The sequence below is a fragment of the Ornithinimicrobium sediminis genome (assembly GCF_021272345.1).
In the GTDB taxonomy this organism is placed as follows: Bacteria; Actinomycetota; Actinomycetes; order Actinomycetales; family Dermatophilaceae; genus Ornithinicoccus; species Ornithinicoccus sediminis_B.
Genome location: NZ_JAJSDQ010000003.1, coordinates 89,878 through 105,017, shown reverse-complemented (window position 1 = coordinate 105,017; position 15,140 = coordinate 89,878). Strand labels below are relative to the sequence as shown.

Annotated in this window: 18 protein-coding genes; 13 read left to right on the top strand and 5 right to left on the bottom strand. The window is 73.9% G+C overall.

Annotated features, from left to right (window positions below; genetic code table 11):
* The first annotated feature begins 50 nt into the window (after positions 1-50).
* The 5 genes from LVO85_RS08300 to LVO85_RS08280 are packed head-to-tail and all read left to right on the top strand — an operon-like array spanning position 51 to position 4,767.
* The gene (locus LVO85_RS08300) at positions 51-1,292 is read left to right on the top strand and encodes an ABC transporter substrate-binding protein (RefSeq protein WP_232746956.1); all 1,242 of its coding nucleotides are present in this window, start codon (positions 51-53) and stop codon (positions 1,290-1,292) included.
* Positions 1,289-2,164, top strand: a complete 876-nt coding sequence (locus LVO85_RS08295) for an ABC transporter permease subunit (protein ID WP_232746955.1) — start codon at positions 1,289-1,291, stop codon at positions 2,162-2,164. The genes LVO85_RS08300 and LVO85_RS08295 overlap by 4 nt, the downstream gene beginning before the upstream one ends.
* Positions 2,161-2,949: an ABC transporter permease gene (locus tag LVO85_RS08290; RefSeq protein WP_232746954.1), complete on the top strand. Its 789-nt coding sequence runs from the start codon at positions 2,161-2,163 to the stop codon at positions 2,947-2,949. Before LVO85_RS08295 ends, LVO85_RS08290 begins: the two co-directional genes overlap by 4 nt.
* Complete coding sequence (locus tag LVO85_RS08285; protein WP_232746953.1) at positions 2,946-4,031, top strand: ABC transporter ATP-binding protein; 1,086 nt, start codon at positions 2,946-2,948, stop codon at positions 4,029-4,031. The genes LVO85_RS08290 and LVO85_RS08285 overlap by 4 nt, the downstream gene beginning before the upstream one ends.
* Complete coding sequence (locus LVO85_RS08280; RefSeq protein WP_232746952.1) at positions 4,024-4,767, top strand: TVP38/TMEM64 family protein; 744 nt, start codon at positions 4,024-4,026, stop codon at positions 4,765-4,767. The genes LVO85_RS08285 and LVO85_RS08280 overlap by 8 nt, the downstream gene beginning before the upstream one ends.
* A gap of 33 nt (positions 4,768-4,800) precedes the next feature.
* Here the strand turns inward: LVO85_RS08280 and LVO85_RS08275 are convergent, their stop codons facing one another.
* The 4 genes from LVO85_RS08275 to LVO85_RS08260 all read right to left on the bottom strand — a co-directional run bounded on the left by LVO85_RS08275 (position 4,801) and on the right by LVO85_RS08260 (position 8,652).
* Positions 4,801-6,219 carry an FAD-binding oxidoreductase gene (locus LVO85_RS08275; protein ID WP_232746951.1) on the bottom strand — a complete coding sequence of 473 codons (1,419 nt, stop codon included), beginning with the start codon at positions 6,217-6,219 and terminating at the stop codon, positions 4,801-4,803.
* A gap of 189 nt (positions 6,220-6,408) precedes the next feature.
* Positions 6,409-6,921: a nucleoside deaminase gene (locus tag LVO85_RS08270; protein ID WP_232746950.1), complete on the bottom strand. Its 513-nt coding sequence runs from the start codon at positions 6,919-6,921 to the stop codon at positions 6,409-6,411.
* A gap of 25 nt (positions 6,922-6,946) precedes the next feature.
* Positions 6,947-7,888 carry a threonine/serine dehydratase gene (locus tag LVO85_RS08265; RefSeq protein WP_232746949.1) on the bottom strand — a complete coding sequence of 314 codons (942 nt, stop codon included), beginning with the start codon at positions 7,886-7,888 and terminating at the stop codon, positions 6,947-6,949.
* Between the two features lie 44 nt (positions 7,889-7,932).
* A complete protein-coding gene (locus LVO85_RS08260; RefSeq protein ID WP_232746948.1) occupies positions 7,933-8,652 on the bottom strand; it encodes an AfsR/SARP family transcriptional regulator in 720 nt (239 codons plus the stop codon).
* Between the two features lie 211 nt (positions 8,653-8,863).
* On the opposite strand from LVO85_RS08260, the gene LVO85_RS08255 reads away from it, so the two are divergent.
* The 6 genes from LVO85_RS08255 to mgrA are packed head-to-tail and all read left to right on the top strand — an operon-like array spanning position 8,864 to position 13,004.
* On the top strand, positions 8,864-9,901 hold the full coding sequence (locus LVO85_RS08255) for a matrixin family metalloprotease (RefSeq protein ID WP_232746947.1): 1,038 nt from the start codon (positions 8,864-8,866) through the stop codon (positions 9,899-9,901).
* Positions 9,902-9,934: 33 nt separating this feature from the next.
* On the top strand, positions 9,935-10,159 hold the full coding sequence (locus LVO85_RS08250) for a hypothetical protein (protein WP_232746946.1): 225 nt from the start codon (positions 9,935-9,937) through the stop codon (positions 10,157-10,159).
* A 34-nt stretch (positions 10,160-10,193) separates the two neighbouring features.
* On the top strand, positions 10,194-10,565 hold the full coding sequence (locus LVO85_RS08245) for a hypothetical protein (RefSeq protein ID WP_232746945.1): 372 nt from the start codon (positions 10,194-10,196) through the stop codon (positions 10,563-10,565).
* A complete protein-coding gene (locus LVO85_RS08240; RefSeq protein WP_232746944.1) occupies positions 10,558-11,016 on the top strand; it encodes a hypothetical protein in 459 nt (152 codons plus the stop codon). Before LVO85_RS08245 ends, LVO85_RS08240 begins: the two co-directional genes overlap by 8 nt.
* Before the next feature lie 38 nt (positions 11,017-11,054).
* Positions 11,055-11,912: a PhzF family phenazine biosynthesis protein gene (locus LVO85_RS08235; RefSeq protein ID WP_232746943.1), complete on the top strand. Its 858-nt coding sequence runs from the start codon at positions 11,055-11,057 to the stop codon at positions 11,910-11,912.
* Positions 11,913-11,960: 48 nt separating this feature from the next.
* Positions 11,961-13,004: an L-glyceraldehyde 3-phosphate reductase gene (gene mgrA / locus LVO85_RS08230; RefSeq protein ID WP_232746942.1), complete on the top strand. Its 1,044-nt coding sequence runs from the start codon at positions 11,961-11,963 to the stop codon at positions 13,002-13,004.
* Positions 13,005-13,028: 24 nt separating this feature from the next.
* Here the strand turns inward: mgrA and LVO85_RS08225 are convergent, their stop codons facing one another.
* The gene (locus tag LVO85_RS08225; protein ID WP_232746941.1) at positions 13,029-13,532 is read right to left on the bottom strand and encodes an inorganic diphosphatase; all 504 of its coding nucleotides are present in this window, start codon (positions 13,530-13,532) and stop codon (positions 13,029-13,031) included.
* Positions 13,533-13,644: 112 nt separating this feature from the next.
* Between LVO85_RS08225 and LVO85_RS08220 the strand changes: the two genes are divergently transcribed.
* Together LVO85_RS08220 and LVO85_RS08215 are read left to right on the top strand one after the other, a co-directional pair.
* On the top strand, positions 13,645-14,256 hold the full coding sequence (locus tag LVO85_RS08220; RefSeq protein ID WP_232746940.1) for a TetR/AcrR family transcriptional regulator: 612 nt from the start codon (positions 13,645-13,647) through the stop codon (positions 14,254-14,256).
* Between the two features lie 269 nt (positions 14,257-14,525).
* The gene (locus LVO85_RS08215) at positions 14,526-15,140 is read left to right on the top strand and encodes a class I SAM-dependent methyltransferase (RefSeq protein WP_232746939.1); all 615 of its coding nucleotides are present in this window, start codon (positions 14,526-14,528) and stop codon (positions 15,138-15,140) included.

Sequence of the window (15,140 nt, the reverse complement as noted above, 5' to 3'; positions counted from 1 at the left end):
TGCTCCCAGTGTGTTCCTCACGTGACCGCCGTCACCTGCGAGAGGCCAGCATGTCCCACCGTATGCCGCGCCGGGTCGCCGCCTTGTCCGCGGCCCTGGCGCTCGCGCTCGCCGGGTGCGCGGCGCCTCAGGCCGGTGGCGCCCCCGACGACCTGCCCGCGGACTGGACGGAGGTGCAGGAGGCGGCCCAGGGCCAGACCGTCTCGCTGTGGATGTGGGGCGGGGACGACCAGGGCAACGCCTACGTCGACGACGTGCTCGCCCCGGCCGCCGCCGAGCAGGGGGTCACGCTCCGGCGGGTGCCCGTGGCCGACACCCGCGAGGCGCTGACCCGGGTGCTCGCCGAGGTGCAGGCCGGCACCGACGACGGGGCGGTGGACCTGGTGTGGGTCAACGGCGACACCTTCGCCACGGGCCGCCAGGCGGACGCCTGGCTGTGCGGCTGGACGCCGCTGCTGCCGCACCTGGAACTCACCGACCCGGACGACCCGCTGCTCACCGAGGACTTCGGCACCGCGGTCGACGGGTGCGAGTCACCCTGGCACAAGGCTCAGTTCGCCTTCGTCTACGACAGCGCCCGGGTCACCGACCCGCCCACCACGCTCGCGGGCATCCTGGACTGGGCGCAGGCCAACCCGGGGCGCTTCACCTACCCGGCCCCGCCTGACTTCACCGGCTCGGTGTTCGTGCGACACGTCCTGTACGACGTGTCGGAAGGTCACGAGCAGGTGCCCGCGGCGTTCGACCAGGAGGCGTACGACACGCTGGCCCCACGGGTGTGGGACCGGCTCGGGAGGCTGGCACCCTCGCTGTGGCGGGAGGGGCGCACCTACCCCCGCGACGTCACGGCGCTGGACACGCTCTTCGCCGACGGGGAGGTGGACATGACGATGACCTACGGGCCGGCCACGCTGACCGACCTCGTCGCCGACGGCACCTACCCGCAGACCACCCGGGTGCTGCCCCTCGAGGAGGGCACGATCGGCAACGCGAGCTTCCTGGCCATCCCGACGACCTCGGGGTCGCAGGCCGCCGCGATGGTGGTGGCCGACCTGGCCCTGTCGCCCGAGCAGCAGGCGGCGAAGGCCGACCCGTCGGTGTGGGGGCAGTTCACCGTGCTCGACCTCGAGCGGCTGGAGGACGAGGACCGGGCGCTGCTCGAGGCGCTGTCGGCCTCACCCGTCGTCCCGTCCTACGAGGAGCTGTCCGAGGGCGCGGCCCCGGAGCTCTCCTCGGCCTGGGTGCCGGCGCTCGACGAGGGCTGGCGCCGTGCGGTGCTGGCGGACCCGTGACCGGACCCCCTGCGGGGGAGGGCGAGGTGCCCCGTGCTCCCGCCCGCGGGGGAGCCCGCCTGCTGCTGCCCGCCGTGGTGGTGACCGGAGCCGTGGCCGGGACCGCCACGGTCTCGGTGCTGATGACGGCGTTCGGCCTGCTGCCGCTCGTCGGCGCTCCGACGCCGGGTGCGGCGGCGTTCGTGGCCCTCGGCGGCGACCTGCTCCTGGGCCTGCGCGAGTCGCTGGTGATCGCAACGCTCTCGACGCTCCTGGCGGCGGCCGTGGGGATGGCCACCGCGCTGCTGCTCGTGCGGTCGGCCGGGGTGCGCCGTCGCCTGGGCGCCCTGACCGCGACGGTGCTGTCGGTGCCCCACCTCGTCGGTGCCGCGACGGTGGGGCTGCTGCTCTCCGGAGGTGGGCTGCTGCCGCGCTGGCTGGGGGTGGCGCCGACGGCCTGGCCCGAGCTCGTCGGCGGCGGCTGGCCGGTCGCCGTGGTGCTGGAGCTCGCGTGGAAGGAGTCGGCCTTCGTGGCCCTGGTGGTCACCGCGTCGCTGAGCCGCCGGCTGACCGACCTGCAGGAGGTCGCCGCCGTGCTCGGCGCCGATGCCCGGCAGCGTCTGCTCCGCGTGACCGTGCCGCTCGCTGCCCCGGCGCTGCTGGCCTCGGCGGGCATCGCCTTCCTCTACGCGTTCGGCTCCTACGAGGTGGCCTGGCTGCTCGGCCGCGCCTACCCCGAGCCGTTGCCCGTGCTGGCCCAGCGACTCTTCTCCTCCATCGACCTCGCTGCGCGCCCGCAGGCCGCCGCAGCGGCCCTGGTCGGCATCACGGTGGCCCTCGCAGTCGCGGCCCTCGCGGTGCCCTTGCTGCGACGGTGGGGGGTCGGCCGGTGAGCGCGCTGGGCGGCCGCGTCGCCGTGGTGCTGCTGGCGCTCTGGTTCGCCCTGCCCCTGGTGCCGCTGGGGCTGTGGAGCGTCGCGGACCGGTGGCCCGCCGGTGCCGCGCTGCCGACGCAGTGGGGGTGGTCCGGCTGGCAGCAGGCGGTGGCCGAGGGCGGGCTTCCCGCACTGGGCCGCTCGGCGGCCCTGGGCCTGGCGGTGGCTGCCCTCGCCACTCCCCTGGGGGCCCTGGCCGGACGGGCTCTGGCCTGGGGGCGCAGCCGGTGGCACGGGGTGTCCGCGGCGCTCCTGCTGCTCCCGGTGGCCCTGCCGCCCTTCGCCCTCGCGATGGGGCTGGACGTCCTCCTCCTGCGCCTGGGCATCCCCGGCCTCGTCGCGGTGGTCGGCCTGCTGGTGGCGTATGCCGTGCCGTACACGACCTACGTGCTGCGGTCGGCCTACGCGGTGACCGACCCGCAGCTGGAGGACCAGGCGCGGATGCTGGGAGCCACCGGCACGCAGGCGCTGCGCACCGTGACGCTGCCCGTCCTGGCCCCGGCACTGCTGGCAGCAGCAGCCCTGGCCTTCCTCGTCGGGTGGAGCGACTACGTCGTCACGGTCGTCATCGGCGGGGGCCGGCTCGTCACCGCGCCGGTGCTGGTCGCGGCGGGGGCCTCCGGGCTGGGCAACGAGCCGGTCGTGGCCGTGCTCTCGACGCTCATGGTGGTGCCCCTCGTGGCCGCCGTGCTCACCGCACCACTGGTGGCACGGTCACTCGAGGCGAGCAGGACCCGGCGATGACCTCCGCGCTGCGGCTCAGCGGCCTCTCCTACCGCCACCCGGACTCGGCACAGCCCGTGCTGACCGACGTGGGGCTGGACCTCGCCGAGGGACGCATGACGGCCGTGGTGGGCCCGTCCGGCTCCGGCAAGTCGACCCTGCTGCGGCTCGTCGCGGGTCTGACCCGCCCGGACACCGGTGACGTGCGGGTCGGTGACCGCAGCGTGCTGGGCCTGCCCCCGGAGCGACGCGGGATGACGATGATGTTCCAGAAGCCTCACCTCTTCCCGCACCTGGACGTGCTCGACAACGTGGCGTTCGCCGGCCGTGTCGCAGGGCGTCCGCGAAGGGAGGCGCGGGAGGCGGCCCGACGCTACCTGACGCTGGTCCACCTCGGTGAGCTGGCCTCCCGGCGCACCCGCGCCCTCTCCGGCGGCCAGGAGCAGCGGGTGGCCCTGGCCCGGGCGCTGGCGGCCGAGCCGGAGGTGCTGCTGCTCGACGAGCCGTTCAGCGCGCTCGACACCGAGCTGAGGTCGGCCATGCACCGGCTGCTTATCGAGGTGCGGGCAGCGCTCGAGCCGACGCTGCTCATGGTCACCCATGACATGGCCGAGGCGGCGCTGGCCGACGAGGTCGCGGTGCTGGTGGAGGGTCGCCTGGCACAGGTCGGGCCGGTCGAGGAGCTCTACTCGGCGCCCGCCTCGGTGGCGGTGGCCAGGGTTGTCGGCGGGTTCAGCGAGATCGGCGGGGTGCTGACCCCGGCGGGGCATGTGTCCGCGCTGGGGACGCTGCCGTGCGGCGCGGCGACCGTGACCCCGGCGGCCACGCTGCTGCTGAGACAGGAGACCGTGGGCATCACCCACGGGACGGACCCGTCGGCGACCGCGGTCGGCACGGTCGTGGGCACGACCCGGGTCGGTGCGCGACAGGTCGTCGAGGTGAGCGTGAGCCATCCCCGGCTGCCGACCGCCGTCGTGCGGGCCGAGGTCCCGCTCGGCACCGCCACCCGGATCGGGGAGTGCGTCGGGCTGGTGGTGGCTCCTGACGCCTGGTGCGTGCCGGCAGCGCCGGCGGCCGGCCTGGCCGAGACCGCCGATGGATGAGCAGGGCGGGAACACGCCGCTCTCCTCAGCGCCTTACGTGGAGGACGACCCGGCCACCACGGCCGTGCGGAGCACCAGGAGTGAGCGGATGGGCAGGCGTCGCGTAGCGGTCGACCTCGCGGTGGGTGCGGTGCTGCTCCTGGCCGTCGGCCTGGCCTGGCAGGCCGGATGGCTCGAGGGCGACGCGGTGCGGGGCGCCGTCGACCGTGCCGGGGTCTGGGGGCCTGTGCTGTTCGTCGCGACGTATGCCGTGCTGAGCCTGCTGCCGGTGCCGCTCGGCCTGTTCACGGTGCTGGCCGGTGCCGTGTTCGGAGGGGTCCTGGGCGTCGGGGTGGTGTGGGCGGGGGCCATGGCCGGCGCGTTGCTGGGATGGGTGCTGGCGCGCAGCGCGCTGCTGCCCGTGGTCGAGTCGACGATCCGGCAGCACCGCAGCCAGGTGTGGGAGCAGCTCTCGGGCACCGGCGTGTGGCCTGTCCTCGCGGTCCGGCTGATGCCGGTCGCCCCGTTCATGGCGGTCAACTACGTGGCCGGGGCGACCGGGGTGCCGCTGCGCCCCTACGTCGTCGGCACCGCCCTGGGCATCCTGCCTGCCGTCGCGCTCTACGTGCAGGTCGGCGCCGCGGGTCTGGAGGACCCGGCTGCGCTGCTGTGGGCGCTGTTCGGCATCGTGCTGCTCATCGGGCTCGGCAGCTACCTGGTGCGTCGGGGGCAGAAGCCGGCCGCCGTGGAGCCGTGACGCCCACGACGTGACGGGCCGACCGGGGGACGGTCAGGAGCGGGCCGGGCGGCTGGGGGTGATGTTCTGGTTGCCCCGGAACAGGTTGTCCGGGTCGTACTGGTCCTTCAGCGTCACCAGCCGCCGCCACGTCGCCTCGCCGTAGGACGCACGCGCACGCTGGTCCGCGTCTGCGCCTCGTTCGGCGCCGAGGAAGTTCACGTACTCACCCTGCTCGGCGAACGGCGCCAGGGCCGCGTGCATGCGGCGGGCGAAGTCGCTGAGCCGCTCGTCCTCCTCCGGGTCCTGCCAGAACCCGTAGATGTTCAGCCAGAACCTGGCAGAACGGTTGGGGAACGCGGTCGCGTCCTCGGGCACCCGGGCGAAGGCGCCCTCGAGGTGGTGCAGGTCGATGCCGGTCCCCACCCACGTGAGCTGCTCGGCATACGAGACGACCACCTCGAGCACCTCGTCGTCCAGCCGGGAGAGGGACGCGTTCTTCCAGTAGCCCCGTGAGCCCTTCGGGAAGGCCTCGTCCAGGGCCGTCTGCCACTGCGTCCACGGCAGCGGGCCGGTCTCCTCGTCGTCCGGTGGCGCCGTGTCCGTCAGGTCCCGGACGACCGCGCGGCCCTCGTCGTGGTCGTCCGAGGCCCAGGCGAAGGCCACGATCATGACTGCCTCGTCCCCCATCTCGAACTGGGGAGGCGGCACCAGGAAGCTCACGATGACGTTCATCGCGTCCGGAAGCGTGGCGGTCCAGGCGTCGACCGCCCGGAGGGTGCTGCGCCAGTGCGGACGCGCGTAGACGAGGTTGCCCACGTACGCCGGAGAGCGCAGCGGGCGGGCTCGGAAGGTGAACGAGGTCACCACACCGAAGTTGCCGCCCCCACCGCGCAGCCCCCAGAGCAGGTCCGGGTGGGTCTGCTCGTCGACGTGGAGGTGCTCTCCCTCGGCGGTGACCAGCTCTGCCGCGACCAGGTGGTCGATGGTGAGACCGTCGCTGTGGGTGAGCCAGCCGACCCCACCTCCCAGGGTCAGCCCTGCGATGCCGGTGCCTCCGACGACACCCACCGGCACCGCCAGCCCGTGCGGCGCTGTCGCGGCGTCGACGTCGGCGAGGGTGGCTCCCGCACCCACGGTGACCAGGCGGCGGTCGGGGTCGACGGACACGTCCCGCAGGGGGCTCATGTCGAGCACGATCCCGCCCTCGACCGTCCCGTGTCCGGCGATGTTGTGCCCGCCGCCGCGCACGGCGAGCGGCAGGCCCGTCCGGCGCACGGTGTCGATGACGTGGTCCACGTCCTCCGTGGACCAGGCCCGCACGAGGGCGCGGGGACTGACGTCGACCATCCCGTTCCACACGCGGCGGGCGTCGTCGTAGTCCGGGTCGTCGGGTTCGAGGAGGACGCCGCTCAGCTCTGCTCGCAGGTCCTCGAGCTCCGGGACCTCCAGGGTCCCCTGGTGGGTGGTCATGGGTCCGGCTCCTGCTCCGGGGCCATGCAGGCCCCTGCTTCGGCGGGTCGCCGCAGGCGGTCTGCACGACGTCGACGGTGCCCCGGGGGCGGCGCGTCCTGGCCGGGAGTGCCCCGGGTGTGCGCCGACGCCACGGTTACGTCGGCGACGTGGTGACCTCCGCCACGTTACCGAGGGCCGGGGCTCCCATCAAGGGTCGGTCGGATGGTCCGCTGCGACAGGTGCGTGCTCCCACGCGGCCCGATGCATCGACCGGACCTCCTCGGCGAACGTCTCGACCGGTCCCTCGGCGGTCACGCCCGGTGCCACCACCGCGACCGGCAGCGGTGCCACGCGACCCGGCGGCACGCCCGCGTCGTGCATCCAGGCCGTGAGCTGCCCGGTGGAGGTCGCGAAGACGATGCGGCCCAGCCCCACCCACCCGTGGGCGGCGGCACACATGGGGCAGTGCTCGCCGGAGGTGTAGACCGTCGCCGCGGCCCGGTCGGCCTCGGACAGGTGGGCGGCGGCCCACCGGGCGAGGGCGAGCTCGGGGTGCCGGGTGTGGTCGCCGTCCTTCACCCGGTTGCGGTCCTCGCACAGCACCGTGCCGTCGGCACCGACCAGCACCGAGCCGAAGGGCTCGTCGCCGTCCTCGAGGGCCTCGCGCGCGAGGTCGACGCAGCGGCGCAGGTGCCTGAGGTCCGTGTCGGTGATCGTCATGGGGGCAGTATGCGGTGTGCCGGCCTCAGTCGACGTCGGTCAGGTCGGCCGGGCTCGCGTTGGCGCCGCACACGATGACACAGACGCGCTCGGCGTCGTCCGGGCGGTGGGCCCCGGAGAGCAGGGCCGCCAGGGCCGTCGCACCCCCGGGCTCCGCGGCGACGCGGACGTGGCGCCACAGCCACTGCCGTGCCTGCGCGATGTCGTCGTCACCGACGAGCACGGAGACGGCCTCGGCGGCCCGGCACGCCGCGAGGCCGACCTGTCCGACGACCGTGGCACCCAGGGAGTCGGCGGCCAGACCCGAGGGGGCGGTCGGGACCGGCCACCCGGCGGCCAGCGCCGTGTGCATCGTCGGGCACCCGTGCGGCTCCACCGCGACGATGCGACGGCGACCTGCCCACCAGGACGCCACGCCTCCGATGAGCCCACCACCGCCGACGGCCACCAGGACCGTGCCGGCATCGGTCTGCTCCTCCAGCTCGGCGGCCAGGGTGCCCTGACCGGTGACGGTCGGCAGCCCGTCGTAGGCGTGCACGGCCAGGGCTCCGGGAGCCGCCGCGGCGGCTGCGCTCGCCTCGAGCGCCTCGGCATACCGCTCGCCGACCTGGTGCACCTGCGCCCCCAGCGCGTGCAGCCGGGCCACCTTCACCGCCGGCGCGGTCGCCGGCACGAAGACCTGCACGGGGATGCCGAGGCTGCGGCCCACGTGGGCCACCGCCAGGCCGTGGTTGCCACCGGAGGCGGCCACCAGCAGGTCGGGCCGTCGGGGCGCGGACAGCACGGAGTGGAACGCCCCCCGCGGCTTGAACGAGCCGGTGTGCTGCAGCTGCTCCAGCTTGAGCGTCACCGGCCGTCCGTCGTCGAGCGTCACGTCCAGCACCGGGGTGCGGCGGACGTGACCTGCGACGAGCCTGCGGGCCTCGGTGATCTGCGCACGTGTGGGGTGTGCCGGTGCGTCGCCCATGCGCGCCTCGCCTGCTTCCGGGTCGGGGTCCTTCCTGGCGGATGTTAGCTCGGCGCGGTGACGGGGCTGCACCCCGGCAGCAGCCTGGTCACGCCCGGGCCGGGGGACAGGCCGAGCTCGGTGCGCAGGTCGCGCTCGAAGCGACGGAACTGCGCCATGGCGTCGAAGTGGTTGCCCTCGGCGAGGTGGGCACGGATCAGTGCGCGGTGGGCACTCTCCCGGAGTGGCTCACAGGCGACGGCGGCCAGACCCGCCTCGACGGCGAGGGCATGGCGACCGTCCTGGCTCAGCTGCAGGCAGAGGGTCTCCAGGGCGTGGACGCGCAGCTGCAGGAAGGAGTGCTGCTCGGCGTCCAGCCACTCCTCGCACCAGTCGGTGAGCAGCCCGCGGCGCAGCAGCTGCACCGCCCGCAGGGCGGGCACCCGGGTGTCATCGTCGAGGATCCTGCGGGCATGGTCGACGGCCTCCACCCAGTCGACGTGCACCTCGGGGGAGAGGCGCACGCTCTCGACGTCCACCCGCACGAGCGGGTCGAGGCTGCGCAGGCCCCGCAGGGTGGACCGCAGGCTGCTGAAGGCCCGGCTCGACGTGGTGTCCGGCCACAGCGACCCGGCGACGTGGGCCCGCGTCAGCGGCCGGTCGTGGGAGAGAGCCAGCAGAGCCAGCAGCCGCTGGACCCGCAGGGGCACCACCACCTCGCCCCCGGCGCGGGACAGCACGCACGTGGGCAGCAGGCTGATCGACAGCTCAGGTCCCGTGTCCATCTCTCCCCGATCCTCGTCCCCAGTATGGAGCCGAACCGGGTCCTGGCGATACGGCCCACGGCAGACTCACGCCGGGCTCACGCCGGCGTCACGCCCGCCTCACGGCACCCCGCCTAGCGTCCACGTCACGGCCGGGCACCCACCCGGCGGACGTCCGCCACGGGCGGCTCACACACCGGCCCGGCACCTGCCGGGGCCGCTAGGAGGCACGATGACGACACAGGACGAGCTGGTCCCGAAGTCGACCGGCTTGAAGAAGGGGGACACGGGCGCGGATGTCGAACGGCTGCAGAACTACCTGTCGCAGTTCGGCTATCTCGAGTCGCCGGTCCTGGACGAGTTCGGCGTGGACCACGCGATGGCACAGGAGGAGCCCGAGCACGGCACCTTCGACGACCGGACCGAGGAGGCGCTGCGCACCTTCCAGGAGCACTACGACCTGCCGGTCACGGGCAAGCTCAACAAGGCGACCCGCGACCTGATGACGAAGCCGCGCTGCGGGTTCCCCGACACCGCAGAGCCGGTCTCGGCGGAGTTCGTCGCCCAGGGCAACAAGTGGAGCACCACGACGCTGCGCTACGGCTTTGTGGAGTTCACCCCGGACCTGAGCCAGGCCCAGGTGCGGGCGGCGGTCTCGACGGCCTTCGGCTACTGGGCGGCGGTGACCCCGCTGACCTTCGGCGAGATCCCGAACGCCAGCAACCCCGAGATCCGCATCCGCTTCGCCGCCGGCAACCACGGCGACGGCAGCCCGTTCGACGGACCGGGTGGGGTGCTGGCGCATGCCTACTACCCACCGCCCAACGGCGGCGACATCGCGGGCGACACCCACTTCGACGAGGCCGAGACGTGGACGGTCAGCCTGCCGGCCACGGGCATCGACCTCTACACGGTGGCAGCCCACGAGTTCGGCCACGCCCTGGGCCTGGCGCACTCCACGGTGTCGGGGGCGCTGATGTACCCCTACTACGGGGGGCCTCACCGGTTCCTGCACCAGGACGACATCGACGGCATCCAGTCCATCTACGGCGCGCAGCAGTGGATGACCAAGACCCTGGCCAGGGTCTACACCACGCCGCACTCGAAGAACGCCTGGGCATACCCGACCGGGGTCGGCTGGCGCAAGGTCGCCCCCACCTCCACCGACGGCGTGACCAACACCTTCGCGGCGCTGGTCCAGGCCCGCGCCTCCGACAAGCCGGCGACGATGCTCGTCACCGGCACCGAGATCACCTCCGTCTACTTCTGAACCACCACCCCACGCACGAGGAGAACACCCACCATGGCTGCCTACAACACCACCATCGGCCGCATCTACAGCACGCCGCACAGCAAGAACGCCTGGGCCTGGCTCAACACCCCGGGGGGCTGGCGCCAGGTCAACGGCACCAGCACCGACGGGCACACCAACACCCACCTGGTGCTCACCGCGGCCCGCGACAGCGGCAAGTCCGTGTCGGTGACCACCGACGCCGCGGACAGCAAGATCATCGCGGTCTACCTGTGATGTGCTGGGACACGACGAGCGAGGAGGGCCAGCCGTGGCCGACGTGACGATCAACATCAACCTCGGGGACCAGGGCGGTGCGTCGCTGGGCGGCGCCTCCGACCAGGCCCCGGCACCTGACGACGCCTTCGGGGCCGGCCAGCTCGGCGAGTCGAGCGAGCCGCCCGAGCCCGACCCCCAGCAGGGGGGTGAGGCCGCCGGGCTCTCCGGCGGCGGTGGTGAGGCCCCGGCGCCGGACACCGCCCTCGGGGGCTCCGAAGAGCTCGGTGCCGGCGACGCGGCGCCGGCACCGTCCGAGCAGGGCGCCGACGCCGGCACCGGGTCGGCGGTCGGGGCCGTCCCCGGGGAGGCTCCGCCGCCCCTGGACCTCGACGAGGTCGACGCCCTGGGCGGCGACGGTGACTGAGGTCATCGGTGCGAGCGACGGGCCGCAGGCCATCGTCCTGCGGTCCGTCCTCGCCGGCGCCCCGCTGCCGGGTGGGAGCGGACCGGTCCGGCTGGCGGACCTGCCTCTGGCGGTCGAGCAGACCGCAGCGGGCTCCCTGGTGCGCCTCGCCGAGGAAGGGCTCGAGGCCGACGCCGCGGCGCTCGCCGAGGCCTCTGCCGTCTCGGGGGGAGGCCCGCCGGCCCGGCTCGTCGGCCCTGTCGAGCTCGCCGGGCTGGACCCGCGCGGTGACACCGTCGTCGGCGTCCTGAGGGTCAGCACCGAGGAAGGCCCGGGGACGGCAACCGTGACTGCGGCCGTGTGCGGCGTGCGGCACGGGGAGCTCCTGCCGCTGGAGTCGGTGCGGGTCGCCTTCGAGCAGCAGGCGGGCCGTTGGGTCGTGGCCGGGCCCCCCGCGCACCTCGCGACCTGAGCCGGCCCCGGACGACGGCTGCACGCTACGGTCGGACCGTGAGCACGCACGCCTTCACCCAGGTCGACGTCTTCTCCACCCGGCCCTTCGGCGGCAACCCGGTGGCCGTCGTGCACCTGGCCGACGACGACACGCTCTCCGACGAGCACATGGCCGCCGTCGCGCGGTGGACCAACCTGTCGGAGACCACCTTCCTGCTGCCCCCCACGGACCCCGGCGCCGACTACCGGCTGCGGATCTTCACCCCGGGCGGGGAGCTGCCGTTCGCCGGGCACCCGACCCTGGGCAGTGCCCGTGCCTGGCTCGAGGCGGGAGGTGCGCCGGCCGACCCCGAGCTCCTCGTCCAGGAGTGCGGAGCCGGCCTGGTGCGGGTGCGCCGCGCGCAGGACACCCTGGCCTTCGCGGCGCCGCCCCTGGTGCGCTCCGGCCCGCCGGCCGACGAGCTGCGCACCCGGGTGCTGCGGGCGCTCGGGCTGGCCGACACCGACGTCCTGGCGATGAGCTGGGTGGACAACGGCCCGCACTGGCTGGGGGTCCTGCTGCCGGACGCGCAGACGGTGCTCGACCTGCGGCCTGACTTCGCGGCCGTGGCCGCGCTGGGAGGCACCGAGGTCGGTGTCATCGGACGGCACGGCCCGGGAGGTCCGGCCGACGTGGAGGTGCGTGCCTTCTGCCCCGACCTCGGCATCCCCGAGGACCCGGTCACCGGCAGTCTCAACGCCGGCCTGGCGATGTGGCTGACGGGCGAGGGACTGCTCCCCCCGGCCTACGTCGCCGCCCAGGGGACCGCCCTGGGCAGGCACGGCCGCGTGCAGGTCGCGACCGAGGGGGGCGAGCTGTGGGTCGGCGGTGCGGCGCAGGTGCGGGTCAGCGGCACCATCGACCTCTCGGCATGAGCGCCTGGCCGGTATCGGAGGCCTCGGACGCACCGGCATGATGGGCCCATGACACTCCACGCCGACGACTACCAGGCCGACCCCGGGCGCTACGACGCCATGACCTACCGCCGCACCGGGCGCAGCGGTCTCGACCTGCCGGCCGTCTCGCTCGGCCTGTGGCACAACTTCGGCGACGACGTGCCGCTGGAGCGCCAGCGGGCGATCCTGCGCAGGGCCTTCGACCGCGGGGTCACCCACTTCGACCTGGCCAACAACTACGGCCCGCCCTACGGGGCGGCCGAGCGCAACTTCGGCACCCTCTACGCCCAGGACTTCCGCCGCCACCGCGACGAGCTCGTCCTCAGCAGCAAGGCCGGCTACGACATGTGGCCCGGTCCCTACGGACAGGGCGGCGGGTCCCGCAAGTACGTCCTGGCCTCCCTGGACCAGTCACTGGCCCGGATGGGCGTCGACTACGTGGACATCTTCTACAGCCACCGCTTCGACGACACGACGCCGCTGGAGGAGACGATGGGGGCGCTGGACACCGCCGTCCGCCAGGGCAAGGCGCTGTATGCCGGCATCTCCAGCTACTCCGGCGCGCGCACCCGGGAGGCGGTCGAGGTGCTGCGGTCCATGGGCACCCCGCTGCTGATCCACCAGCCGTCCTACTCGATGCTCAACCGCTGGGTCGAGGAGGACCTGCTCGACGTGCTGGGTGAGACCGGCGTCGGCTGCATCGCCTTCTCCCCGCTGGCGCAGGGGATGCTCACGGACAAGTACCTCGACGGCATACCCGAGGGCTCCCGCGCCTCGCAGGGGAAGTCACTGGACCCCGACCTGCTCGACGAGCGCTCGCTGGCGCACGTGCGCGCGCTCGACGAGATCGCGCGCGGGCGCGGACAGACGCTGGCCCAGATGGCGCTGGCCTGGGCCCTGCGCGACGACCGGGTGACCTCGGTGCTGGTCGGTGCCAGCAGCGTGAGCCAGCTCGACAACAGTCTGGGGGCCCTGGACAACCTGGGCTTCACCTCCGAGGAGCTGACGAGGATCGACCAGCACGCCGTCGAGGCCGGGGTCAACCTGTGGAAGCCGTCCTCCGACCGGTAGGGCCCTCGGGCGGCAGCGCCGTGCTCAGTGGCCGGAGCCGGGGACCATCGTCAGAGCCTGGTCGCGCCCCTGGCGCTCGAGCACCTCGATCGTGCCGGGCTCGAGCATGCGGTAGGCCTCGAAGAAGGCGACCAGCTCGTCGACCTGTGCGGACGGCAGGTCGCCCAGGTCCTTCAGGTGGTCGCTGGAGCTGTCGTTGACGGCGACGCAGATGAGCTTGGTCTCACGCCGGTCGCCGATCGAGAGCAGGAAGGCCCCGATGACCCGGGCGATCATGTGCACCCCCGGGAAGGTCGCCTCGGGCATGAGCACCAGCGCGTCGAGGGCGTCCCCGTCCTCACCGCCGGCACCGACGACGTAGCCGTACTCCCCCGGGAAGCCCGCAGGGCCGCCGATGCGCCGGTCGAACCAGATGCGGCCGTCGTCGTCCTCCTCGAACTTGCTGTGCCGGCCCTGGGGGATCTCGACGACCACCTCGACCATCCCTTGGGCGTGGAGCTCGTCGCGGGGCAGGTCTCGGTGGCTCATGGCCCGAGTCTGCCACGTCCGGACGGTCCGGTGTCCGTCCGCCCGTGACCCGCAGGGCTGCCACCGTGGCTCGCTACAGTGAGCGGACCGTCGTCCTCACGAGGAGTCCGCGATGCCCAGCGAGCCGCAGCCCGTCTCCCTCATGGGGCTGTCCCGAGGGGTGCGGGCCGACGCGGCGCGCAACCGGGCCGCCATCCTCGAGGCGGCGACCTCGCTGATGGCCGACGACCCCGACGAGGTCTCGATGCAGGCGGTCGCCCGCCGGGCCGGGGTCGGGGTCGGCACGCTCTACCGCCGGTTCGGTGACCGTCAGGGACTGCTGCTGGCCGTGCTGGACGAGGGGGAGCGGCAGTTCCAGCAGGCCTTCCTCTCCGGCCCTGCCCCTCTGGGCCCAGGGTCGGGCGAGCCGGTGGACCCGGCCGAGCGGATCCGCGCCTTCATCCACGCGCTGCTCGACCGCACCCTGGCCAACCTCGAGCTGCTCCTGGCCGTCGAGCGCCAGGAAGGCCGCAGGACGGGCCCGCACGCGGTCTGGCACCTCCACCTGCGTGCTCTCTGCTCCGCCCTGGGGTCTGCGCGCGTCCCCGACCCGCACTACTGGGCCGACCTCCTGCTGGCGGCTCTGGCCCCCTCGGTGGTGCGTGACCAGCTGGCGCTCGGCGCGCGGCCGCAGGCCCTCCACGACGCGCTGGACGTGGTCGTCGTCCGGGTGTTGCGCAGCTAGATACCCCTGGGGGTATACTCGTCACACCAGACCTCGTCCGAAGGAGATCAACCATGTGCCGTCCCGTGAGCTGCAGGACCTGTGGCAAGACGACCTGGGCCGGGTGCGGCCAGCACGTCGACCAGGTCATGCGCAGCGTGCCTGCGGGCAACCGTTGCGCCGGTCACGTCGAGACCGCCCCTCAGGGCGGCTTCCTCTCCCGTCTGATGGGGCGCTGACCCACCCCTGGCCCGAGGGCCCCTCGTCCCTGGTGTGAGAGCGTCGGAGCCATGGATGCCTCGAGCTGGGACGAGCGGTATGCGGCCGCGGACCGGATCTGGTCCGCCACACCCAACCAGTGGGTCGCCGAGATCGTCCCCACCCTGCCCGTGGGCCGGGCGCTGGACGTCGGCGCCGGTGAGGGTCGCAACGCCGTCTGGCTCGCCGAGCAGGGATGGCGGGTCGACGCGACCGACTTCTCGCGGGTGGCCGTCGACCGGATCAGGGAGTGGGCCCGGGACCGTGCCGACAGCGTCGGCGGCCGGCTGACGGCCTGGGTCGCCGACGCTGCCGCCTCCGTGCCCGACTCCGAGCGGTCGGCCTACGACCTGGTGCTGCACTGCTACCTCCACCTGGGGCCGCAGGAGTGGGCGCAGGCGGTGCGAGGGGCCGTCGAGCGCACCCGTCCCGGCGGTGCGGTGCTGCTCATCGGGCATGCCGGGCGCAACCTGGAGCACGGCGTCGGAGGCCCGCAGGAGCGCAGCGTGCTCTTCGACCCGGCCGAGGTCGCTGCCGTGACCCAGGACCTGCCCGTGGACACCGAGCTGTCCGAGGTCAGGGAGCGCCACGTCGCCGACGCCGACCGGCCCGCGCTCGACACGGTCGTGCTCCTGCGCCGCCGCTGA